This window comes from Duganella sp. CF402, from assembly GCF_900109645.1.
GTDB lineage: Bacteria > Pseudomonadota > Gammaproteobacteria > Burkholderiales > Burkholderiaceae_D > Rugamonas.
Genome location: NZ_FOBG01000001.1, coordinates 406,197 through 429,164 on the forward strand (window position 1 = coordinate 406,197; position 22,968 = coordinate 429,164).

A 22,968-nucleotide genomic window follows, 5' to 3' on the forward strand; every position below is an offset into this window, starting at 1 on the left:
AATCCATACAATGAATACGCAACTGAGCCAAGAAAACGTCATCGCCATGAACCAAGGCAAGCGCAAGACCATCGAAATTTCGGGCCTGAACTTCTTCTACGGTAAAACCCAGAGCCTGCACAACGTCAGCCTGGACATCCACGAAAAACAAGTGACCGCCTTCATCGGCCCGTCGGGCTGCGGCAAGTCGACCCTGCTGCGCACCTTGAACCGCATGTACGACCTGTACCCAGGCCAGCGCGCCGAAGGTTCGATCATGTACCGCGGCCGTAACATCCTCGAAGGCGGCCAGGATCTGAACATGCTGCGTGCCAAAGTCGGCATGGTGTTCCAGAAGCCGACCCCGTTCCCGATGTCGATCTACGACAACATCGCGTTCGGCGTGCGCCTGTACGAAGACCTGTCAAAAGGCGAGATGGACGAGCGCGTGGAATGGGCGCTGAAGAAAGCCGCGCTGTGGACCGAAGTCAAGGACAAGCTGGGCAAGAGCGGCCTGTCGCTGTCGGGCGGCCAGCAACAGCGCCTGTGCATCGCGCGCGGCGTGGCGGTGAAACCGGACGTGCTGCTGCTGGATGAGCCGACCTCGGCGCTGGATCCGATCTCGACCTCGAAAGTGGAAGAGCTGATCTCCGAGCTGAAGCAGGACTACACCATCGCCATCGTGACCCACAACATGCAGCAGGCCGCCCGTTGCTCGGACTACACCGCCTACATGTACCTGGGTGAGCTGGTGGAATTCGGCGAGACCGACCAGATCTTCATGAATCCAGCCCGCAAGGAAACCCAGGATTACATCACCGGCCGTTTCGGCTGATCCATCTTATAATAGTATCTACAATTGGAGTGCAGCATGATCGGTGAACATTCATCCAAACAGTACGACAACGAACTGGAAGCCATCCGCAGCAAAGTGCTGCTGATGGGCGGCATCGTCGAGACCCAATTCCTCGACGCCATGACCTGCTTCCGCATCGGTAACGCCGAGCGCGCCGACCGCGTGATGCGCGAGGACGACACCGTCAACCAGCTGGAAGTGCAACTGGACGACCAGTGCAGCCACCTGATCGTGCGCCGCCAGCCGGCCGCCAACGACCTGCGCACCATCATGGCCACCATCAAGGTGATTACCGACCTGGAGCGCATCGGCGACGAAGCCACCAAGATCGCCCGCACGGCCAAGCAGTTGCACGCGCGCGGCGCGGTGACCGTCAACCACTACGAGATGGTGCGCGGCATCGCCAACAACACCAGCGACATGCTGCACGACGCGCTGGACGCCTTCGCCCGCAACGACGGCAAGCAGGCGCTGCAGCTGATCGCGCAAGACGCCGTGATCGACCACGAATTCCGTTCGATCATGCGCAATCTGATTACTTTCATGATGGAAGATCCGCGTACCATCTCGGCCGCGCTGGACACCCTGTGGGTGGCCAAGGCCATCGAGCGCATTGGCGACCACGCCAAGAACATTGCGGAATACGTCATCTACGTGGTGGAAGGCAAGGACATCCGCCACACCAAGACCGTGCCGCTGCCTGAAGACGAGCCTGAGCAAGCTAAGTAACGTAAAAATAAATGGCATCTGATAAAACCACCGTATTGATTGTTGAAGACGAGCCGGCGATTGTCGAGCTGGTGACGTTTTCCCTGCGCGAAGCAGGCTGGAACTGCTGCAACGTGCAAAGCGCGGGCGAGGCCTGGGACTTCATCCAGACCAAGACCCCGCAACTGATTTTGCTGGACTGGATGCTGCCGGATTCGACCGGCATCCGCCTGCTGTCGCGCATCCGCTCGGATCGTCAGTTCAACGACATCCCGGTCATCATGCTGACCGCCAAGAGCATGGAAGAGGACAAGCTGGCCGGCCTCAACACCGGCGCCGACGACTACGTCACCAAGCCGTTCTCGCCACGCGAACTGCTGGCCCGCGCCAAAGCCCTGTTACGCCGCAAGGCGCCGGAGCACGCGCAGGAAACCATGCGCGCGGCCAACATCATGCTGGACCCGGTCAGCTGCACCGTGTCGATGAACGAGCAAAAGATCGACATCGGCCACGCCGAGTACAAGCTGCTGAAGTTTTTGCTGGCGCATCCGGAACGCGTGTTCTCGCGCAGCCAGTTGCTGGACAAAGTGTGGGGCGATCACGTGGTGATCGAAGAGCGTACCGTCGACGTGCATGTGCTGCGTCTGCGCAAAGCCTTGAAAGAGGCCGAGCACTTGATCAAAACCGTGCGTAGTGTAGGCTACATGCTGTCGGAAAAAACCTGAGTTTCACATGAATCCAAAACTGGTGTTCTGGGTGCCGGCCGCGCTGCGCACCGCCGTGATCCTGGCGGCGTGCGCGCTGGGCGGCTGGATGTTCGGCTGGGTCAATGGACTGATCCTGGCGTTGATCGCCATGCTGGCGCTGGTATTCACGCAGCTGTCCTACCTCTACCAGCTCAGCAACTGGATGGACGACCCGCAAAGCGCCAAGCTGCCTGACGGCTGGGGCGAGTGGACCAACATCTTCTCGCGCCTGTACCGCATGCGTCGCGAGGACGAGAAAAACCAGACTGAACTGACCGAATGGCTGGCGCGCTTCCGCCAGGCCATGCACCTGCTGCCCGATGGCGTGGCCATCATGGACGACGTGCTGTTCCTTGAATGGTGCAACCCGGCGGCCGAGAAGCACCTGGGCCTGAGCAACGAGCGGGACAAGGGCATGCGCGTGACCAACCTGGTGCGCAATCCCGACTTCATGGATTACATCATCCTCGGCCGCTACGAGCAGCCGCTGACCATCAGCTTCCGCGAGCGCAAGCTGATCGTGCACATCATCCCGTTTGAAAACCGCCGCCAGATCCTGGTGACGCACGATGCGACCGAAACCGAGCGCATCGAGGAAATGCGGCGCGACTTCATCGCCAACGCCTCGCACGAACTGCGCACGCCGCTGACCGTGATCGTCGGCTTCCTGGAAATCGCCGCGCAGGAAGGGCTGGATGCGGCCACCCGCGCCGCCCACCTGAAGCTGATGACCGAACAGGGCCACCGCATGCAACACCTGATCGAGGACATGCTGACCCTGTCGCGTCTGGAATCGGTGGACTACCCGATGCGGCCCGATCCGGTGGACGTGGGCAAGCTGATGGACCAGCTGCTGCGCGAAGCGCGCGCGCTGTCCTCGGGCAAGCACGAGATCACGATGGAAGTGCGCGGCCCGGATGTGCTGGGTTCGTACGAAGAACTGCACAGCGCCTTCGGCAACCTGGCCTCGAACGCGGTGCGCTACACCCCGGCGGGCGGCAAGATCCACTTGGTGTGGAAGGAATACGAGGGCGGCGCCAAGTTCATGGTGGAAGACACCGGCATCGGCATCAGCCCGGAACACATCTCGCGCCTGACCGAGCGTTTCTACCGGGTCGACAAGAGCCGTTCGCGCGAAACGCAGGGTACCGGGCTGGGATTGGCGATCGTCAAGCACGTGCTGCTGCGCCACGGCAGCACCCTGCAGATCAAATCGGAAGCCGGGAAGGGCAGTACCTTCATCGTCTGCGTACCTAAAACCGCCGTCGTGGCGCAACAGCCGGAGCTGGCGCTCAACTAAGGATTGGCGATCTGGTGCAGCACGTTCTGGATTTTGCTGGTCGCTTCCGGCGTCAACTTGGTGAACATGCAGCCCAGATGGAGCTGCTCACCGGCCAGGAATGAGCGGAAGGCGCGGGTATAGCGGATTTCCATTTCGGCGACTTCGATCGTGATCTCGCCCATTTCCAGCACCACGTCATGCAGCTTGCGGCCCTTGATCAAGCCCTTGGCACGGGCCTTCGAGCAGTGCATGCCGAGTCCGCCTAGGGAAATATCGTAGACCGGCAACTCGTGGAAGTTGGTTTCGCTCACGGCAAACTCGGCCGTGCAGGTGATGCCCAGCGGCGTTTCCAGCCGCTCGGTGCCGCGCCGGTTCAGCACCGTGCAGGTTTCCGGGAACACCATCGGGATGTGCAGTGGCTGGCCGGGAAGCGGGTTCCAGTCCTCCTTGGACAAGCGGAATTGCAGCTTGGCCGAGCGCAGGGTGGTAACAAAGGTGATCTTACCGGAGGGCAGGGCGGAGCCCTCGTTCAACTCCATCACAAAATGCGGCTGTTCGGGATCGACCGACAGGATGCGGCCGAAAATCGGCTCGCGGCTGCCGGGCGCGTACATCGAAATGGCGTCGCCGTGCTCGGCCAGCAGGGTGAACGCATCGCCAATCTCGTCCTCGGTAGTCATTTCAAACGAGTTGTCTGGCTGCGCCGTGAACGGCGCTATCGCGTCTTGTGGCCGCGGTGGTCCTTTTCGGACCAGAAGGGCATGGGGCTCATGGAGCGTCATAATATAGTGTGTCTCAGACGTTGTTTGGGTCCTGTTATGACTTCATCATAGGCCGAGTTTTTCCAAATGGCAACCAATTTTAGATGACGGGAAATCCCCACTGTCAAGCATGAGTTATGCTTACAACACACGGTGTTGCCAGGAAAGCACAATGACGTTTATTGGGCGTGTATGTCCAGGACGAGAGTGCTATAGCGTTGACAGAATCTTAAACACCTTCTCGGACGAGGGCGCGGCTTCCTCGGTAACAACATGGTCCACGCGGGAAGCGGGCGGCCCTTTGCGAGCCCAATCGATGATGCCTTCCACTGCAGCGGCATCGCCATCCACCTCCGCCTCCACCGACCCATCACGCCGATTGCGCACCCAGCCGCGCAAACCGAGCGCCACAGCTTGCCGTTCAAACGAAGCGCGGTAGCCCACGCCTTGCACCAATCCTGTAATCAGCAACCGTTTAGCCATGACAATCTCCAAAGCGTAGTTTCCCCCTGCCGACAGGGATATTGCTAAAGTATTGCTGGCCCTGGCAGTCGCAATCGGTGGCGCGCAAGCGCATGACGCAAACGCATTGCCCAGGAACGAGGCAAATAGGCTCAAATCCAGCGGCTTAAATTCAGGGTCAGCTCTGTCATTTGGACAGTCACGAAGAATATTTGAGAAATATCAAAGCATTCGTCAAGATCCGCTGTGGAGTGCATCCCGCAGAATACATTGATATTTCTCAAATAGAGTGCATGCGTGTCCAAATGACAGAGCTGACCCTGAATTGCTAGAACGGCGCTAGTGCTTGTGCGGCGGCGGTGGCGCTGAGGGCCGCGGCTTCTAGCGGACGCATGTTGTTTGCTGCGCTCTTCAAGACCGCCTGGTTGTCGGCCAAGGCGCGCAGGAGTTGGGTCGTGATGCGGTCCAGCTCCGGACGGATGGTCTTGGCCAGGTCGGGCGCGTCGCTGAAGTGGCCGGCTTGTTCGCGGCGCCATTGCGCGTACAGTTCGCGCTGGATGGTTTTGGAGGCTTCGATCTGCGCTTTGAAGACGGCTTCGACCCACGCATCCTCCAAGCCCAGCGCGCGGCCTTGCTGCACCGCTGCGGCGATGACTTGCGCTTCGCGCGGCAGGTCTTCGATCGGCGCTTGCACATTCCACTTGGCGCGGGCGACGGCAGGCGCCAGCAGCAGGCGCTGGTCGATGGCTTGCCGCAGCGGTTCCAGGTTCCACGCAAATGCCAGCCAGCGCTCGAGTTGCTTGCGCACGCTGCCGTTCGCAAGACGCTGTCCCAGCCATTGGTCGACGTAGGCTTTGAAGGCGTCGTCGCGCGGCAGCAGGATGGCTTTCTCTGCGCTGTCGAATGGCCGTTCTGGATGCACCGCGCATAGCTGCGGATGCAGGCGCTGCTGCAGCCGCGTTTCGATGGCGTCGGTGATCATCAGGTCGGCCGCGCCGGCGACGATCTGGCCGAAGATGCTGACGTTGTCCGGATACACGGTCAACTGCGCTTGCGGCGCGTAGCTGCGGGCGAAACGCTCGTTGGTGCCGCCGGGATTGACGATCAGGCGCACGCCCGGCTGGTTGATTTGTTCCAGCGTCTGGAAGCGCGCCTCGTTGCCGCAGCGCGTGATCGGGGTCTTGCCGTCGCGCAGGTAGCTGACCGAGAAGTAGGCCTGCTTCTGCCGCTCCGCCGTCACCGATACGCCACTCAGCGCGATATCGAATTGGCCGGCGTTGAAGTCGCTCATCAGCGTCGGCCAGCTGGTCGGCACGATGACCAGCTTCACGCCCATCGCCTGCGCCAGTTCGCCCGCCAGTTCCACATCCAGGCCGATGAACTCGGCACCGGTCCGATAGCTGAACGGTTTGTAATCACCTGTGCTGCCCACCCGCAGCACGCCGCGCGCGTGGATGTCGTCGAGCCTGGTCTGGGCCGAAGCGGGCAGCGCCGCCAGCAGGGCGCCGAGCAAGATCAGCAGCTTCATAAGGTGGTGCGGCCTTTCATCGCCTTTTGCAGGCTGTGCAGGGCGTCGTCATAGGAGCGCGAGACGTGGTCGGCGGCCGGGAAGACGCAGGTCTTCAGGTCCGCATTTTCAAACGGACTAGGCAGCAACAGGGCGAACTGTTTGCAGTGCGGCAGGTCGTGCTTCATGCGTGCCAAGGCTTGCGTCATCAGCGCGCAATCCTGCAGTGGATTCACGCTGACCAGGCAGACCACCGACACCAGCTCGGGCGAGGCTTCCGGCGGCGTTGGCTTGTCGAGGTCTTCGTAGCTCATGCTGCGCGCGTCGATTTTTTGCTCGCGCAGGATGCGCACCAGAATCTCGGTCGCCAGCTCGGCGGAACCGGTGCCCAAGCCGATGCTCAGCACCACGCTACCTGCGGGCACGTCGAACGAGCCTTGCCACTCGCCGGTATCGGAGATGCGCCGCTCGCGCAGCTGGCGCCCAATGCCGCCACCGGCCAGCACGCTGCTGCGCTTGCGTTTCTTCCACCACTTCGGATTGCCGCTTAGCGCTTCAATCACGGAGATGACGGAGGAGGTGACTTTTTCCTCTTCATCCGGCGTGATGGTGCTGTCCTTCAGGTCGAAATGCGCGAGGTGCAGCGCCGGCAGCAGCACGCCGTCGCAATATTCGGCCAGCGATTTGTGCTGCATGTAGCGCTTGGCGCTGGTGATGATTTCATGCGCGTCACCCGATAGCGCGCGCTGGTAGAAATTCTGCGGCATGGTCAGCGCCGGCAGTTCGCCGAACATAATCTCGAGCACCTTCAAAGCACGGATATAGCGGCCGGCCACCACCAGGCACAATGTCAGCGGCGTCGACAGCACCAGGCCCACCGGTCCCCAGATCCAGCTCCAGAAAATCGCCGACACCACCACCGACAGCGGCGACATGCCCGTGGTATGCCCATACAGCTTTGGCTCGATAGTTTGCGCGACGATGATCTCGACGGCGAGGAACAAGCCTAGCGTCATCAAGGCCAGCGACCAGCCCGGATCCACGGCCGCCGCCAGCAAGGTGGCGCACAGGGCCGCCATCCACACGCCGACGTAGGGGATGAAACGCAGCACGGCGGTCATAGTGCCCCACAGCAGCGCCTGGCCGAGGCCCAGCAAGCCCAGGCCCAGCCACACCGCCAGCCCGGTCGCCATGTTCACCAGGAACTGCGAGATGAAGAAGCGCGACAACCGCTCGCCGGCGTCGTTGACGGCGATGGTGGTGGCGCGCAAATCGCCGCCGCCAGCCAGCCGGATGAAGCGGTCGCGCAGTGATTCATGTTCCAGCAGCACGAAGATCAGCACCACAAACACGATGCCCGCCGTTTCCAGCGGCGGCCACACGGACGCGACGATCTTGGCCAGCAGCTGGAATGGCTTCAGCGCCGGCTCGTGGATTTCCACCAGTACCGGCGTCTTCACGCTGCCGTCGCTGAGCTGCACCGGCTGCGCGCCGCTGCCGCCGACGCTGTCCGAGGTGAAGTGTTCGATCAATTGCCCGGCCGGTCCGCCCAGGCTGCCGATGGTGCCGCGCGTCAGTTCATCCAGCGTTTCAATCTTGGCGGCGATGGTGTCCTGGTACTTGGGCAGGCTCGCGCCCATCACGCCGACTTGCTGCACGATCACCGCGCCGATGGCCAGCAGCGTCACGGTCACCACCAGCACGCCGGTGCAGACCGAGGTCGTCTGCCCGAGGCCGAGGTGGCGCAGGGCCCGCACGAACGGCGCAATCAGGAAGCTGAGGATGAAGGCCAGCGTGATGGGGATCAGCACGTCGCGGCCGAAGTAGAGCAGGGCGAGCACCGTGGCGGTGCCGACGAGGCCGGCGACGGCGCTCGGCAGAGTGCGGGAAGTAAGCGAGTCAGACACCGTGTAACCTGGCCGGATAAGTAAAACCAATAAAATGCACCGCGTTCAGCGCGATGTGTACCAAGATGGCGGCCTCGATGCGTTGCGTGCGCTGGTAAGCCCAGGCGTAGCCGAGACCGGCAATGGCAGCGAGTATGCCATATTGCACGCCGCCGCCGAGGTGCGCCGCGCCGAACAGCAGTGCCGACACGGCCACCGCCAGCCACGGCCCCCAGCTGAAGCGGGCCAGCGCGCACGCCAGCCGCGCCTGCACGAAGCCACGGAAGAATGCTTCCTCCGCCACCACGGTAAACAGCAGGTTGACACTGATGAACAGCAGCGCATGCTGCGGCAGTTTGGCATCGATGCCGACCACATCCAATGCCAGCGCAATGCCCAGCGTGGCCGCGACTGTCAGCACCAGCACCGGCAAGGTTCGGCGCAGCACATCGCGCAGTTCAGCCCACGACGTCACGCGGCGGCACAGCAGAGCCAGCAGCACCAGCCCGACCGCGCCCTTGTCGAAATTGGCGTACAGCGTGAATGGCGCGGCGCCGTCCGACAGCACCACGCGGTCCAGCAGCAGTGGATTGCGAAAGCCCGGCAGCTTGTGCATGGCCAGCGCCAACGCCAGCACGCCGGCCAGCACGCCATAGGCGCCGCGCAGCCAGCCGCGCGGCGCGTGGCCGCAGCCATAGGCCGCGCCGCCCAGCACCACCAGCGCGCTGATGGCCACCGGATCGAGCACGCCGCCGACCAATCCCCAAGCCATCGCCATCACGAACAACAGCAGCCACAGCGGTACGGCGCGGCGGCCTATCGGCAGCGGCCGCATCCAGACGGAGCACAGGGCGAAAGCCAGGAAGAGGAAGGCGGGGAGTTGGAGTGTCATTGATTCAACGATGAGTTTTCGTCAATGATACTCCAAGGCAGCTTAAAACTTGTAGATCAGCGCAGTCATGACCATTGGCGTGGTCTTGCGCTTGGTGAGCGGGCTGTCGGCCGCGTCCGAGGTCAGGCGGTTGATGCCCAGGCCGCTGTGCACCGACCACTTCGCATCGAGCACGTGGTTCCAGTTGATGCCGGCCGTGACGTTCTCGAAGCCGGCCTTGGCGGTGTAGGTGCGGTAGCCGGAGTAGAGGGCTTGCCGGGCCGTCACGCCGTAGTAGGTTTGCATGTGCTTGTTGTCGCCGTAGGTTGCGGACATGCCGAAGCCAATTTGGTCGCTGCTGTCGCTGTACAGCGGCGTGTTGGCGCTGATGGCGTAGGTGTTGCCGTACTCGCGATGGTTGATGTTCTGCCTGGTGGTGAAGTCCAGACCGACCGAGCCGAGCTGGTAACCCACGCTCAGTACTGCCTGCGCCGAACCGTCAATCTTGCCCATGCCCTTCAGCGCATCCGAGCCGGAGAAGTAATTCCTCTTGTGGTCCTCGCGCCCGCCGCCGTAGCCCAGTGCTGCGCTCAGTTTGAAATCGCCAACCGTGGTTTCGTAGCCGATGCCTCGCTGGGTGCTGAGGAATACGCCGCTGGCGTAAGTGCGCTCAAGGAAAGGCAGCGGCAGCACGCGGCTCTTGTCGGCGCCCGCATATTCCGGCACGTAGGCCAGGCCGATGCCGGCGCTGAAGCTGTCGCCGGATGGCGCCGGTTTGGCGTCTTCGGCAAAGCTCTTGCCGCTGAAGGCGCAAATCGATAGCAGGGCAAACGAGATGAGGTGGCGCATGATGGACTCCCTTGGTGTGGTTTTAGACGGGCGCAAGTGTCCCAGCTATTACCGGCCGCCGCCATCGCTGCCGCTGAAGTATCATGTGCTGAAATCTTTGGTATCGCTTTATGGAGCCGCCATGTCACTGACCCTGTACTACCATCCGCTGGCCTCGTTCTGTCACAAGGTGTTGATTGCGCTGTATGAGAGCGGCATCGACTTCGACAAGCGCGTCATCAACCTCGGCGAGGAAGCCGATCGGGCCGAATTGGAAGCGATCTGGCCGCTGTGCAAATTCCCGGTGCTGCGCGACCACGCCAAGCGGCGCGATGTGCCGGAAACTTCCATCATCATTGAATACCTGGACCGCCACTATCCGGGCGCGCAGCCGATGATTCCGGCCGACTGGGATGCGGCGCTGGACGTGCGCCTGTGGGACCGCTTCTTCGATAACTACGTGCAGGAGCCGGTGACCACCATCGTCATGGCGCACCTGACCGGCCTCAGCTGCGACCAGACCAAGGAGCGCACCAAGCTCAAGACGGCGTACAAGATGATCGAAAAGCGCATGAGCACGCGCAGATGGATGTGCGGCGAGGCCTTCAGCCTGGCCGATTGCGCGGCGGCGCCGGCGCTGTTCTACGCCGCCACGCTGTTGCCGTTCCCCGAGGAGTACCAGCACTTGCAGGGATACTTTGAACGGCTGGTCAGCCGGCCCTCGGTCAAGCAGGTGCTGGATGAGGCCAAGCCGTTTTTCTCGCTGTATCCGTTCGCCAGCGATATCCCGGACCGCTTCCTTTAATTCTTGTTGCCTTCCGGCGCGTTTTGCATGGAGGCCGGCGCCTGGAAGGCCTGGTTCTGCTGGGCGATGGCGGCAAAGCGGCTGGCTTCATCGATCAGATGCTTGTTGGCGGCCTGGCGTCCGGCGTCGGCCAGTTCGCTGGCGGTGCGCGTGGTCTGCGGCACATGCTCCTGCGCGATCTGGCTGATGTCGGCCTGGAAATCGGTAACCACCTGCGCCACCCGCTGGTGGTAGGCCTGCAGTTTCTGCAGCGTCTCGCCGGCCTGTAGCGGCGCATTCTCGACGCGGCGTTCGTCCGGTGCCGTCAGCAAGAGGTAGCGCACCGCAGCCGTGGTGTCGTCCAGCGCCTCGCGGCTGAACTGCACATTCACTTCGGCCAGCTTGCGCAGCGAACCCAGCACGGCTTGGCTCAGGTCGGTGTAGTAGTCGATACGGGCTGACGCGTGGTTTTGGGCGGCCGGGGATAGCGTTTCTACAAACGAGTTCATGAGCTTACTCCTGTTGAGGTGAGGGGCCAAAAAGAGAGGGGGAGTGGACGCTTTGGCCTGGCGTCCGCTCCCCCTATCATCGCAAATGTCGCCCGCTTTGGGCACTCCAAAGCCTGCTGGAACTATTTGTTTTCCTTATTCAACGGATGGCGACGTCCGTGGCAGGAGGAAGATCGATTTCTGCCGGCCGTTGATGTAACGGACGCCACTTTCATCAAAATAGGCATCCTCTTCCAGCATGATGCGTACCGGCTCTTTCCAGCCCGGAATGACGGTGGCGGCGTTCAGTTCGATCGAATAGGCGGTCTTGTAGCGCAGCACATCGTCGCCGCTGCCCGGCACGCCGCCCTGCATGTCCCACATGCCGATGGCCGGACCGGCGGCGTGGCCGTGGTAGCCGATCGGGTGGGTGTAGATGGTGGCGGCGATGCCTTCTGCTTTGGCCTGCTGCAGCGAGGCGGCCAGCACCTGATTGCCGCTACGGCCCAGCTTGAAGTTGCCGGTCAAAATATCCTGCAGGCGGTTGGCGGTGGCGAAGGCCTTGGTCAGCTCGGCCGGTGCGGCGGTTTCGCCCGGCTTCAGCACGTAGGCGTGTTCCTGGATGTCGGTGTTGAGGCGCAGGTAGGTGATGCCGATATCGACGTGCAGCAGGTCGCCCGGCACGATCACCTCGGCGTTGGCCAGGCCCTTGCCGGCGCGCTGGATCTCCACCGATGGATGGAACCAGGTGTCGTAGCCAAGGTCGCGGATCTTCTGGCGGAACCACCACACCACATCGTCGGTGGTGGTGATGCCGGGCGTGATCACGCGCTCGGAGAAGCCTTCTTCGATGATCTTGTGGGTGGCGTTCACCAGTTGCGGGTAGATCTGCATCTCGCGTTCGGTGCGGCTTTCCAGCCAGCGCACGGCCAGCGGTTCGGCCGAGACCACGCGCTTTTTCAGCTCGGCCGGCAGGGCGGCCAGCAGCTCGGTATATTCGGTGTGGTCGATGCCGTCGGCGTGGTTGAAGTGGGTCGAGGTGTTGACCGCGATCTTGGCTGGATTGCGCTGCTTGATGATGTCCACCAGCGCGGCCCACTGGTCCGGGAACTTCTTCATGTCCCACGCGGCGGCGATGCTCTTGCCGACGTTGTAGCGCGCCACAGCCAGGCGTTCCACCTTGCCGGTCCTGGCGTCGCGGTAGAACACCAGCATGGTGCGGCGGCGCGCGTGCAGCCATTCGGCCGGCAGCATGGTCTTGACCACCGGGTCTTCATTGTATTCGCGTGTGACCAGCACCCACATGTCGATGCCGGTCTGCTCCATCGCGGACGGCAGCAGGTTGTCGAAGCGGTCGACCAGCAATTCGTTGACGACCGTGGCCTGGTCGCGCACCGACAGCACTTGTGCTTGAGCTGGTGCGCCTGCGGCCAGGAGCAGGGAGAGGGCAAAGAGGAATTTTTTCATCCGATGATCTTGAGGCCGGATTTTGGCAATGTCAATCAACAATGTTTACAATGGCCGGACATACGCAAAGGAGAGAACATGGCAGCACCTTCGGTTTTTTATCTGCACGGCGGTCCGGCGCTCGGCCCGGTATTTGAGCGCGCCCGTTATCCGGACGCCGGCCATGTCCACTGGTGGCACCAGCCGCTGGCCAAACCGTGCGCCGCGCGGCCGTATCAGGATCTGCTGGACGCCACGCTGGCTGAGTTCCGCCGCGTGGCCGCCGAAGCGGGCCAGCCGCTGACCGTGATGGCCAGTTCCTTCGGCGGCCATCTGGCGGTGCACCTGGCGCGTCAGGCGCCGGAGCTGGTCAAGGATATTGTGCTGCTGGCGCCGACCTACAATCCGGAAGACGCCGCACTGCGCCTGGCGCGCCGCGCCTTCCGCGTGCACACCGACCATCCGAACGCGGCCAAGCTGGCCGTCGCGCTGGCCATGTACGAGGACGATCCGGGCCGTCCGCGCTTCTGGGACGTGTTCGGCGCACTGTCGCTGCTGCCGGATGTGACGGAGCTGTATTTCGGCCCGAACGGCGGTCCGGAAGCGGCGCGTTCGTTCGCTGAATTGATTCAGCAGCCGGGCGCCTTCGACGGCCCGACCTCGGTGGCGACCTCGGACGATTTCTCGGCGCAGGACCACACGCCGGCGCAAAGCCCGTTCACCGGCCCTGTCTCGGTACTGTTCGGCGCCTATGACCCGATGATCGACGCCGACAAAGACCGCGCCGTGTGGGAACAGATCTTCCCGCAGGCCGCCTTCTTTAAAGTGGAGACGGGCCACTTCCCGCTGTTGGAGCTGACGCTGGAGCAATGCCTGGCTCCGGCCTGAGGCGCGATAGCACGATGCCACGAATTATTAGGCTCGCTCACAGAATCAAAGAGATCATCAGTAAATTAACTGAGAAAAACTATCCGCAGGTCGATTTAAATGATGAAAAAATAATCCGGGAGCAGCGCGACAACATTAAAAGATTTCAGGTGTTGTGGCGGCGAGTGATGGTCGGGGTGGTTGGATCATTTGCGGTGTTCTTCATCGGCGTGAAACTGGTTCCGCCTGACCAAGCTCGTTGGCTTGTTCTGATGCTGTTTATGTTCATGATTCCAACGGTTTTTTTTGTGATCATGTACAAGTGTCCCAATTGCAAGGCGGTGCCCACTGGAACGGCCGTGAGCATCGGGCTGCGCGGGATTTCTTACAGCAAAGGCGTTCACCCGTTCCCCAAGCGTTGTGATTGCTGTGGTTTTTATTTATCTGAGCGAGCTCTGAAAAAAGACCTGAGGACATCCCAGCCAGATGCAGAACAAATTACCTAAATTTGCTTTAGCAACATTAGGGCAGTGCGTCCCTTCACAGCAGGAACAGTGCTTGTCGCTCAACTCATTGCGTAAGCGGAGAGGGTAAATCATGACGCTACGTGTTCTTGCCGCAGTATTGTGCTGGTATGCACTGAATGCTGGCGCTGGCAGTATCGAAGACGCCAACGTTCTGGCGAAGCAGTCGATTCAACAAATCATGCAGGAGCAGCGCATCCCTGGGCTGCAAATCGCGGTGGTCAAGGACGGCCGGGTCGTGCTCTCTGAGAGCTACGGCCTGGCCAACGTTGAGAACAAGGTGCCCGCCACGGGTACCGTGCGCTTCCCGCTCAATTCCGCCACCAAGACGTTCACTGGTGTCGCCATGATGCAGTTGGCGGAAGCGGGGTTGGTCGATCTCGACGCGCCGCTGTCCCGTTACCTGGACGACTTGCCACCGGCTTGGCGCGGGATACTTGTCCGCCAATTGCTGGGGCATACCTCCGGCCTGCCCGACATCGTGGACCAGCAAGGTTCTATCGAGGGCGGCAGCGAAGCAGCTGCATGGCGCGGCGCGAAATCGCGGCAAGTCGCGGCGCCGGCCGGCGAAGTGTTCTCCTACAACCAGACCAACTATGCCTTGCTGGCGCAGATCATCAGCAAGCAGAGCAAGCTGCCGTACGAGCGCTACGTCGCCGAGCATCAATTCGCCGTGGTCGGCATGCCGTTGGCGACCTTTGGCGACAGCTATGATCTGGTGCCCAACGCCGCCACCATCTATGCCTACAGTCAGCGTGGCACTTCGGCGCCTGACGATAACAACCGCCTATCCCACTGGTTTTATGACGTCCCCTACGGCTTATGGTCGGGCGCCGGCATTCAGACCACTGCGGACGAAGTGGCTCGCTGGTTGATCGCCCTATCGAAAGGCCAGATGATCAGCCAAGCCAGCCTGCAGCGCATGTGGACGCCGGAAAAGCTCAACAGCGGCGCCGATGGCCCGTGGGGCGCGGGCTGGCCGGTACTGCAAACCAAACCGGAGCGGCAAGTCGCAGGCATAGGCGGCGCTCGCGCGGCCTTCATCGTCTACCCGGAGCAGCGGCTGGCAGTGATCGTACTGACCAACCTCGCGGGAGCCAATCCACAACGCTTCATTCCGCGCATCGCGGAGTTCTACAAGCCATAGGTATTGCGGTGTTATACAGCCGCATAATTGATTAGTAGGAGATTCCAGGAATTTCCTTTACACTGACCGCCCAACTTCGGTACTTTGTCACCGTCTTGTTTCTTTCTGTCCTGGCCTGCCGGCCATTCCTGTCCGATCCTCGACCATTGGCTCTACTTGAGAGTGGGTTCGTTCGTCTACAGTAAGGAGCAATACATGCATACATATACCGGAACTATCCATTGGTTCAGCAGATTGAAAGGCATCGGCCAGATCAGGCCGGATGCCGGTGGCTATGACGTCCTGGCCGATATCGGCGACTTCGCATTACACCAGCCCCCGGGCAGTCTCGAAAAAAATCTGGTCACGTATGAGTTCACACCGTCGGCGTCCGGCGGTCGTGCGACCAATATCCACGTAACGGCAAGGGGTTAAACATGGCAAAAGAAGAGCTCATCGAAATGCCGGGCCTGGTCAATGAAGTCCTGCCGGACAGCCGCTTCCGCGTCCAACTCGAAAATGGCCATTGCCTGATCGCCTATTCCGCCGGCCGCATGAAAAAGAATTTTATCCGCATCCTCGCCGGTGACCGCGTGACACTCGAAATGTCGGCCTATGACCTGAGCAAGGGCCGCATCACCTTCCGCCACATCGATTCCCCCAAACAGCCCGGTACCCGCAGTACCTACCGGCGCCGCTGACGCAGCGCCTTCCGGTCGTCATGCCTCAGCGGGCGAAGCGGGCTTCGATTTCTTCCAGCGTCTTGCCCTTGGTTTCGGGCAGCAGGAAGGTCGCGGTCAGGAAGTAGAGCAGCGTCGCGCCGGCCCACCACAGGAACATGGTCGCATAGCCGTACTGCCCCACAGTAGGCAGGAAGGTGGCGGCGATCATGGTCGATACGAACTGGTTGATCAGCAGCGCGATGCTCATGCCGTTGGAGCGGATGCGGGTCGGCATCAGTTCGGACAGCGCCAGCCACACGCACACGCCGGGACCAACCGCGAAGCTGGCCACGAACAAGCACATGGCCAGCGCTACCCACCATCCATGCGACGACGGCGGCACGGCGGCGATGTCGGCGCGCTCGATGCGCAGCGGTGCGTTCAGGCCTTCTGCCGGATCGGCGAAGGGATTCAGGTGCAGTTTGCGGAAGAAGACGCCGATCACGCTGTCCGGCTGCACCGTGTCTTCGCGGCTCACATTTAACAGCGGCAGGGCGGCGTCGTCGCTGCGGCGGGTTTGGACGTTGGTGAAGGGGCCGTAGGAGTAGGCCACGGTCAGCTGCTGCGGCGCCGCGCCGGCGTTGATGCCCAGCGTTTGCAAGGTGGTGGCGTCGAGGCGCAGCGATACGCTGTCGGTCTGGATGCGGGCTTGCAGTTGCGCGCGCACGTCGCGCTGTTCTCCTTCCACACTGCGGAACAGCAGGCCGGCCGAGACCAGGGCGGTGACGATGCCGGCGGTGCCCAGCATCAGCAGGAATTTGCGACCCTTGCGGTCGACCAGCACCACTGCCACGATGGTCATCAAGGCGTTCAGCACTTTCAGCGCGACGTCGGCGGTGTTGGCGGTGGCGCCGGGCAGGCCGGCCTGGTTCAGGATGTTGACCACGTAGGCCAGCACGGAGTTGATGCCGGTGGCCTGGTTCAGGGCCAGGATCAGGCAGGCCAGCAGGAAGGGCAGCACGTAGCGGCGGCTCAGGAGCGGATCGGTGGCGCGCTGCGCGGACGGATTGCCGGCAGCAGGAGCCAGTGCTTGCTGGATGTCGCGCAGCTCGGCCTCCGCTTCCTCGGCGGGGCGGGTGCGCAGCAGGGCGGTGCGGGCTTCTTCGATGCGGCCACGCTGCGCCAGCCAGCGCGGCGACTCGGCCAGCAGCAGCGCGCCGACGGTGAATACGAGGCCCGGCGTCAGGCACCACCAGAAGATGCTGCGCCATGCGTGATCCTTGGCAGCAAACACTGCGGCGGTGCGCTCCGTTTCCGCCAGGTGCTGGGCGGCGGCGGTGGCTGCTTCCACGGAATTCGCCTGCATCAGGCCTATCACCGCAGCGGCGACCAAACCGATGGTCAGCAACAGCTGGAACAAGGCCGCGCCGCGTCCACGCTGACGCGCATGCAGGCACTCGGCCAGGTACAGCGGCACCACCACGCCGATCAGGCCACCGCTGACGCCTTGCAGCAAGCGGCCCAGCAGCAGCGGCAGGTAGCCATCGGCCAGCGCGATCAGGGGAATACTGAGCGTGAACAGCACGCCGGACAAGACCATCGCCCAGCGGCGGCCGATCCAGTCGGCCAGCGCGCCCGCAAATAAAGAAGACAGCACGGAGCCAAGCAGCACGGCGGCCACGATAAAACTCAGCTGCTGCGCACTTAGTCGCCACGCCACCGACGCTGTCGATTCCAGATAAGGCAAAGCACCCGCGATAATGCCAACGTCGATTCCGTAAAGTAGTCCACCCATCCCTGCAATGAACAATAAAAACATCATGGCGCGTGCTTGCATCGAGTCTCCGGCTAGTTGGTGGTTAGATCGATGGCTTCACCTTCCACGAAGACGGCCACCGGTTGTAATTCTGCGTTGAGTACCACAATGTCGGCCCAGGCGCCCGGCGTGAGGCGGCCACGTTCGGTTTCGCCCAGATAGTCCGCAGGGTAGAGCGACAAACGATTCGATGCATCGGCCAGCTCCAGCCCAAGCTCGATGAAATTGCGCAGCGCCTGATCCATCGTCAGCACGCTGCCGGCCAGCGATCCGGTGGCCAGCCGCACGCAGCCCAGGCATTTGTAGACGCGCTGGCTGCCGAGGCCATATTCGCCGTCCGGCATGCCGGTGGCGGAGGTGGCGTCGGTGACGCCGTACAGGCGTGGAATCGCGCGCAGCGCGGCGCGGATTGCGCCCGGCTCCACGTGCTGCAAGTCCGGGATGATCTCCGCGTATTCCGCATGCGCCAGCGCCGCGCCGACGATGCCAGGCTTGTAGTGGTTCAGTCCCGTCATGCCGTTGTACAGGTGCGTGAAGCCGGCGGCGCCAGCCTCCAGCGCGGCCACGCCGTCTTCATAGGTGCCGTTGCTATGGCCGATCTGCACACGGATGCCGAGTTCATTCAGTTGCGGAATCAGCGCAAGATGGCCGTCGACTTCGGTGGCGATGGTCATGGCGCGCACCGGCGCTAGTTCGTGATAGCTGCGCACCAAGTCCATGCTGCCGACCGCAATCGCATCCGCCGGCTGCGCGCCGAGGCGGTGAATGCTGAGGAACGGGCCTTCCAGATGCACGCCCAACATGCGCGCGGCGCCGGTCGGACGCTCGGCAATCACCGGCGCCAGTCCGCGCAGGGCGCGGCGGATCGAGTTGTCGGTGGCGGTCATGGTGGTGCCCAGCATGGCGGTGGTGCCGTGCTTCGCATGGGCGCGTGCCACGGTGGCGCCGGCGTCGCCGCCTTGCATGATGTCCACTCCCGCCGCGCCGTGCACGTGCAGGTCGACGAAGCCGGGCAGGATGGTCAGGGTGCTGTCCGCGTTGTTGTCTTCGCGGATGTGCAGGATGCGCTGGTCGAATCTGATGCTGCCGTTGATCCAGCCATCCGGGGTGAGAATACGTCCACTCAGCACAGCGTCACTCCGCGATCAAGACTTCGATGCCGGCTTCCAGCAGGCCGTCGCGGTATTCCGGGCTGATGCCGGCGTCGGTCACCACCGTATGCACGCGGTCCAGCTGCACGATGCGGTGCAGGCTCACGCGGCCGAATTTGGAGGCGTCGGTCAGCACGATGATTTTCTTGGCGCGTTCCACCATCTTGTGATTCAGGCTGGCCTCCGCCTCGTGGTGGGTCGTCACGCCGAACTGCAGATCGAAACCATCGACACCGAGGAACAGCTTGTCGAAGCTGTAGGCCTGCAAACAGGCTTCGGCCTGCGTGCCCTGGATCGACAGCGACTGCTTGCGCAGCAGGCCGCCGGTCAGGATCAGGTCCACGCCCGGCGCGTCGGCCAGCTCCCAGGCGATATTCAGGCCATTGGTCATCACGGTGACGCCTTGCGCCTCGCGCAGATGGCGCGCCAGCGAAATGGTGGTGGTGCCGGAGTCAATGATGATGTTATCGCCCGGCTGCACCATGCGCGCTGCATACGCGCCGATGCGCGATTTCTGCTCGTGGTTGATGGCGTCCTTTTGCGGCACCGTGTGTTCGGTCGGCGGCGTGCGCGCCAGCGTGGCGCCGCCGTGGCTGCGCGTGGCCAAGCCTTGCGATTCCAGCGCACTGAGGTCGCTGCGGATGGTCACCGCGGATACGCCCAACTGCTCGACCAGCTCGTTGACCTGCACCGAACCGTGTTGGGTGAGCGCCTGCAAAATCGAGGCGCGGCGTTGACTGGTATGTCGCATAGAGCTGTGCTGTTAATTTATCAAATACGGCAGCTTAACAGATTGCGGCAGCGGCGCTAGTCTGCTCGCTGCTGTCTGTTGCGGCGTTGCGGTTGCAGGCGCGCGCGTACTGCGCCAGCAGGCGGCCGATTTTATGTTCGAGCAGCGCGTTGGCCTTGGCGGCCAGCTGGCCTTGCAGTACTTCCAGGTACTGTTCCGGCAGGTGTTGGCTCAGCAGCGACAGCGGAATTTCCAGCGCATCCAGATTGGCGACCAGCTTTTCGACCGCTGCCACCACCGGCGCTTCGCCCCAGTAGTAGCGGCAACGGTCGCTCAGGCCATAGCGGCGCAGCAGGCGCTGCTCGGCGCTGCTGCCGGGATAGTGCTTGGCCCAGTGCTTGGGCTGCGCCAGCATGGTTTCATCCAGCACCTGCATCAGGCGCGAGACCTGGCCGGCCGGCACCAGTTCTTCTTCGATCTGGCACAGCGCCATCAAGGCTTCGCGCAGGGCGAAGGTGGCGGCCGGGCCGACCTTGAGGATGGCGAAATGGTCGCGGACCATCTGGTGCAGCGCCGTTTCGCGCTGGTAGTCGGTGGAGTGGGCCTCGAACACGATGCCCGGCTGGCCGGCCACGAAGGCCGACAGCGCCGCTGCCTGCGTCGCGTCGTAGTGCTGGATATGGGTGTGATCGAAGTCCACGCCCGGCTGTATCACCATCGCGATCACGCGGCGCCAGGCGGCGTGCAGGTTCTGGTCCATGAAGGCCTTGCGATGCACGTCCAGCGTGCGTTGGGCTGCTGACGGCGCGGTGACGGCGCCGGCTTGCGCCAGATTGGCTTCGCCGCCAGGAATCGGCACTTCGGTGCCGATCACGTACACCGGCGGCGGCAGGCCTGCCTGTTCGGCGGCGCGTTCGGCGACGATGCACAGGCGCGCCGAACGCGCGGCGATCACTTCATCGCTCAGGTATTGCGGATCGTCGGCGCAGCGCATCGAGCAATCGAGGTGGATCTTGTGGAAGCCGGCTGCCGCGTAGGCTGCGATCAGCGTTTCGGCATGCTGCATGGCGGTGGTTGCGTCCAGCCCTTGCCACGCATTCGGGCCGAGGTGGTCGCCGCCCAGCACCAGGCGCTCAAGCGGGAAGCCTTGTTCACGTGCCATTGTGTGCACGTAGTCGACAAACTGCGGCGGCGTCATGCCGGTGTAGCCGCCGAACTGGTCGACCTGATTCGAGGTCGCTTCGACCAGCAGCACGGTGTCGTAAGTGGCGGCGACGCGCATTGCGGCGCGCAGCACGCTCGGATGGCTGCAGCACACGCTGTACAAGCCGACGGCTTCGCCACGGCGATGCGCTGCAATGATTTGCTGGACGGGGGACAGGGAGTCGGTGGTGTTCATGGTTAGCTTAATTGTTGACGAACGAGGAGGGCGGCGCCGCGTGCACCGCCTGCATCTCCAAACGCAGGTGGCAGCACCGGCGGCGTGCGCACGCCAGGGAACAGGTGGCGGTTCATCGCCGCCGGGAGTTTTTCGTACAGGTGCGCCAGTTGCGACAAGCCGCCGCCCAGCACAATCGCGTGCGGATCGAGCGTCAGCACCAGCGTGGCCAGCGCATGGCCCAGCAGGTCGAGGTGCACGTCCAGCGTTTGTTGCGCGGTGGCCGAGCCGCCTTGCGCGCGCGCCACGATGGCCAGCGGCGTTTCGTCGCCGCCGCCGAAGTGGCGGTACATCTGCTGCATGCCGGGACCGGAGACGTAGCGCTCAAGGCAGCCGCGCCGCCCGCAAGGGCAGTCGATCAGCGGCAGGCCGTGCGGCGCCAGCAGTGATGCGGCCAGCGGCCAGTGGCCCCATTCGCCGGCGACGCCGTTCGAACCGCGCATCAGGCGGCCGTTGACGCAGAAGCCGCCGCCCGCACCGGTGCCGATGATGGCGCCGAACATGGTGGCCATGCCATCGGCCGCGCCGCCCTGCGCTTCGGACAGCGCAAAGCACTGGCAGTCGTTGCCGACGGCGAGTGGGCGTTGCAGGGCTTGTTCCAGCGATTGAACGACCAGGCGGCCGTTCAGCGCCGGCACATTGGAGCTGATCTGGCGGCCGGTCACGCTGTCGATCACGCCCGGCAGGCCGATGCCGACCGGCGCGCGCAGGCCCAGCGCGTCGTCGGCGCGGCCGATCAGACCTTGTATCGCGGCGATGAAGGCGGCGAAGTCGGTGCCCGGCGTGGCGATGCGTTCGCGGTGGACCTCGCGCAGTTGCTGGTCCTCTTCGGCAAACGCCACCAGCTCGATCTTGGTGCCGCCGATGTCGATGCCGTGGTAGCCGAAGTTTTTAGAATTCGTCATGGCGGTAAATGGTGACGCCTTGCACCACGCGGTTCACGATGCCGCCGGTGAATGGATTATCGGGACGCAGTTGCAACTGCGCCGATTGATGCAGCGCGTACTGCTGCGCCATCAGCAGCCACAAAGGCGCCAGCCATGCGTCGGGCCACGACGGCGTGTCGATGCCGAAGTCGCCGCCGGCGCCTACGGTCAGCACATGGCTGGCTACCTGGTCGCGGCGCAGTTCCGCCAGCAGGTCTTGCTCGTAGCGGCGCGACAGCGGATCGGCGCTGCGGAACAGCAGCACCAGCGTGTCCTTGTTCACGGCGGCTTTCGGGCCGTGGCGGAAACCGAGGGCGCTGTTCGCCATCGTCATGACCGCCCCTGCGGTCAGCTCCATGATTTTCAGCGCTGCTTCCTTGGCCAGCGCTTCCAGCGGGCCGCTGCCCAGATAGATCACGCGCGATACCGGTTGTGCCGCCAGTTGCGCCACCGGTGCAGACCACTGCTCGGCCGCTTGCTCGCCGATGCCGGCCAGCTGGTTCAGGCGCTCCGGCTGGAAATCCGGATCCAGCGCGCTCAATGCGGCCAGCAGCATGCAGGTGAAGCTGCTGGTCATGGCGAAGCCGCGATCGCAGCTGGCCGCCGGCATCATCAGGTTGAAGGTGTCGCTATCGCCTTCGCTTTGCTTTGCCAGTGCGCCGTCCGCGTTGCAGGTGATGTTGAGGAAGCGTGCGTTCGGCACCAGGTCGCGCACCAGCTGCACGGCGGCGGTGCTTTCAGGGCTGTTGCCGCTGCGGGCGAAAGACACCAGCAGCGTCGGCGCGCCGGTTTCCAGATACAGGGCAGGGTGGGTCAACAGGCTGGTGGTCGAAATGGCGCGCACCTGGCACGGCCACGCCGCGTTGATTTCATCCGCGATGATTTCGCCCACGTAGGCCGAGCTGCCGGCGCCGGTCAGGATTACACGTTGATGCGGGTTGCGCAGGCTGTCGCCGAGGAAGGCGGCGATGCGGCTCTGTTCTGCGCTCAAATGCGCCGCCAGTTCACGCCACAGGGCTGGCTGGTGGGCGATTTCTTCGGCCGTATCGAGGCCGCCGATGGTGCGCCATTCGTCGGTCGTACGCTGGAATAAGGTAGTCATCGAAAGATTTTCTCTGGTGAAG

24 protein-coding genes are annotated in these 22,968 nt (G+C 63.0%); 10 read left to right on the forward strand and 14 right to left on the reverse strand.

Annotated features, from left to right (window positions below):
• The first annotated feature begins 10 nt into the window (after nt 1–10).
• The 4 genes from pstB to phoR are packed head-to-tail and all read left to right on the forward strand — an operon-like array spanning nt 11 to nt 3,589.
• A complete protein-coding gene (gene pstB / locus BMZ70_RS01870) occupies nt 11–814 on the forward strand; it encodes a phosphate ABC transporter ATP-binding protein PstB (protein WP_229205254.1) in 804 nt (267 codons plus the stop codon).
• A 36-nt stretch (nt 815–850) separates the two neighbouring features.
• Complete coding sequence (gene phoU, locus BMZ70_RS01875) at nt 851–1,564, forward strand: phosphate signaling complex protein PhoU (RefSeq protein WP_092269158.1); 714 nt, start codon at nt 851–853, stop codon at nt 1,562–1,564.
• Between the two features lie 11 nt (nt 1,565–1,575).
• Nucleotides 1,576–2,268, forward strand: a complete 693-nt coding sequence (phoB, locus tag BMZ70_RS01880; RefSeq protein WP_092269161.1) for a phosphate regulon transcriptional regulator PhoB — start codon at nt 1,576–1,578, stop codon at nt 2,266–2,268.
• Between the two features lie 7 nt (nt 2,269–2,275).
• Complete coding sequence (gene phoR, locus BMZ70_RS01885) at nt 2,276–3,589, forward strand: phosphate regulon sensor histidine kinase PhoR (protein ID WP_092269164.1); 1,314 nt, start codon at nt 2,276–2,278, stop codon at nt 3,587–3,589.
• On the opposite strand, the gene BMZ70_RS01890 is transcribed toward phoR, so the two are convergent.
• The 6 genes from BMZ70_RS01890 to BMZ70_RS01915 all read right to left on the reverse strand — a co-directional run bounded on the left by BMZ70_RS01890 (nt 3,586) and on the right by BMZ70_RS01915 (nt 9,907).
• A complete protein-coding gene (locus BMZ70_RS01890; protein WP_229205255.1) occupies nt 3,586–4,251 on the reverse strand; it encodes a flagellar brake protein in 666 nt (221 codons plus the stop codon). The two genes, phoR and BMZ70_RS01890, sit on opposite strands and share 4 nt — an antisense overlap.
• Nucleotides 4,252–4,542: 291 nt before the next feature.
• Nucleotides 4,543–4,815, reverse strand: coding sequence for an acylphosphatase (locus BMZ70_RS01895; protein ID WP_092277423.1), 273 nt, complete (start codon nt 4,813–4,815; stop codon nt 4,543–4,545).
• 307 nt (nt 4,816–5,122) lie between these two features.
• The gene (gene aroQ / locus BMZ70_RS29070) at nt 5,123–6,322 is read right to left on the reverse strand and encodes a gamma subclass chorismate mutase AroQ (protein WP_092269169.1); all 1,200 of its coding nucleotides are present in this window, start codon (nt 6,320–6,322) and stop codon (nt 5,123–5,125) included.
• Nucleotides 6,319–8,208 (reverse strand): AI-2E family transporter, encoded by a 1,890-nt coding sequence (locus tag BMZ70_RS01905; protein ID WP_229205256.1) that lies wholly within the window; start codon nt 8,206–8,208, stop codon nt 6,319–6,321. Before BMZ70_RS01905 ends, aroQ begins: the two co-directional genes overlap by 4 nt.
• Nucleotides 8,201–9,079, reverse strand: coding sequence for a CPBP family intramembrane glutamic endopeptidase (locus tag BMZ70_RS01910; RefSeq protein ID WP_092269175.1), 879 nt, complete (start codon nt 9,077–9,079; stop codon nt 8,201–8,203). Before BMZ70_RS01910 ends, BMZ70_RS01905 begins: the two co-directional genes overlap by 8 nt.
• Nucleotides 9,080–9,121: 42 nt before the next feature.
• A complete protein-coding gene (locus tag BMZ70_RS01915) occupies nt 9,122–9,907 on the reverse strand; it encodes a MipA/OmpV family protein (RefSeq protein ID WP_092269178.1) in 786 nt (261 codons plus the stop codon).
• A 121-nt stretch (nt 9,908–10,028) separates the two neighbouring features.
• On the opposite strand from BMZ70_RS01915, the gene BMZ70_RS01920 reads away from it, so the two are divergent.
• On the forward strand, nt 10,029–10,691 hold the full coding sequence (locus BMZ70_RS01920) for a glutathione S-transferase family protein (protein WP_092269181.1): 663 nt from the start codon (nt 10,029–10,031) through the stop codon (nt 10,689–10,691).
• Here the strand turns inward: BMZ70_RS01920 and BMZ70_RS01925 are convergent.
• Complete coding sequence (locus BMZ70_RS01925; RefSeq protein ID WP_092269184.1) at nt 10,688–11,179, reverse strand: phasin family protein; 492 nt, start codon at nt 11,177–11,179, stop codon at nt 10,688–10,690. The two genes, BMZ70_RS01920 and BMZ70_RS01925, sit on opposite strands and share 4 nt — an antisense overlap.
• A 135-nt stretch (nt 11,180–11,314) precedes the next feature.
• Nucleotides 11,315–12,625, reverse strand: coding sequence for a M24 family metallopeptidase (locus BMZ70_RS01930; protein ID WP_092269187.1), 1,311 nt, complete (start codon nt 12,623–12,625; stop codon nt 11,315–11,317).
• Between the two features lie 78 nt (nt 12,626–12,703).
• On the opposite strand from BMZ70_RS01930, the gene BMZ70_RS01935 reads away from it, so the two are divergent.
• From BMZ70_RS01935 to infA, 5 genes are all read left to right on the forward strand, one after another.
• The gene (locus BMZ70_RS01935) at nt 12,704–13,492 is read left to right on the forward strand and encodes an alpha/beta fold hydrolase (protein WP_130300938.1); all 789 of its coding nucleotides are present in this window, start codon (nt 12,704–12,706) and stop codon (nt 13,490–13,492) included.
• A 14-nt stretch (nt 13,493–13,506) separates the two neighbouring features.
• A complete protein-coding gene (locus BMZ70_RS01940) occupies nt 13,507–13,977 on the forward strand; it encodes a hypothetical protein (protein ID WP_130300936.1) in 471 nt (156 codons plus the stop codon).
• A 91-nt stretch (nt 13,978–14,068) separates the two neighbouring features.
• The gene (locus BMZ70_RS01945; RefSeq protein WP_092269193.1) at nt 14,069–15,142 is read left to right on the forward strand and encodes a serine hydrolase domain-containing protein; all 1,074 of its coding nucleotides are present in this window, start codon (nt 14,069–14,071) and stop codon (nt 15,140–15,142) included.
• A gap of 195 nt (nt 15,143–15,337) precedes the next feature.
• Nucleotides 15,338–15,556, forward strand: a complete 219-nt coding sequence (locus BMZ70_RS01950) for a cold-shock protein (protein ID WP_092269196.1) — start codon at nt 15,338–15,340, stop codon at nt 15,554–15,556.
• A 2-nt stretch (nt 15,557–15,558) separates the two neighbouring features.
• Nucleotides 15,559–15,822, forward strand: coding sequence for a translation initiation factor IF-1 (gene infA, locus BMZ70_RS01955; protein WP_092269199.1), 264 nt, complete (start codon nt 15,559–15,561; stop codon nt 15,820–15,822).
• Between the two features lie 25 nt (nt 15,823–15,847).
• Here infA and BMZ70_RS01960 read toward each other — a convergent pair whose 3' ends face one another.
• The 6 genes from BMZ70_RS01960 to BMZ70_RS01985 are packed head-to-tail and all read right to left on the reverse strand — an operon-like array spanning nt 15,848 to nt 22,946.
• Entirely contained in the window at nt 15,848–17,620 is a 1,773-nt protein-coding gene (locus BMZ70_RS01960; RefSeq protein ID WP_229205257.1) for an MFS transporter, read from the reverse strand.
• Nucleotides 17,621–17,631: 11 nt separating this feature from the next.
• Nucleotides 17,632–18,729 carry an N-acetylglucosamine-6-phosphate deacetylase gene (nagA, locus tag BMZ70_RS01965; RefSeq protein ID WP_092269202.1) on the reverse strand — a complete coding sequence of 366 codons (1,098 nt, stop codon included), beginning with the start codon at nt 18,727–18,729 and terminating at the stop codon, nt 17,632–17,634.
• Nucleotides 18,730–18,733: 4 nt separating this feature from the next.
• Entirely contained in the window at nt 18,734–19,501 is a 768-nt protein-coding gene (locus tag BMZ70_RS01970; protein WP_092269205.1) for a DeoR family transcriptional regulator, read from the reverse strand.
• Between the two features lie 34 nt (nt 19,502–19,535).
• A complete protein-coding gene (locus BMZ70_RS01975) occupies nt 19,536–20,879 on the reverse strand; it encodes a D-tagatose-bisphosphate aldolase, class II, non-catalytic subunit (RefSeq protein WP_207231531.1) in 1,344 nt (447 codons plus the stop codon).
• A 2-nt stretch (nt 20,880–20,881) separates the two neighbouring features.
• Nucleotides 20,882–21,823, reverse strand: coding sequence for an ROK family protein (locus BMZ70_RS01980; protein ID WP_092269208.1), 942 nt, complete (start codon nt 21,821–21,823; stop codon nt 20,882–20,884).
• On the reverse strand, nt 21,810–22,946 hold the full coding sequence (locus tag BMZ70_RS01985; protein WP_092269211.1) for an SIS domain-containing protein: 1,137 nt from the start codon (nt 22,944–22,946) through the stop codon (nt 21,810–21,812). Before BMZ70_RS01985 ends, BMZ70_RS01980 begins: the two co-directional genes overlap by 14 nt.
• Nucleotides 22,947–22,968 lie beyond the last annotated feature (22 nt).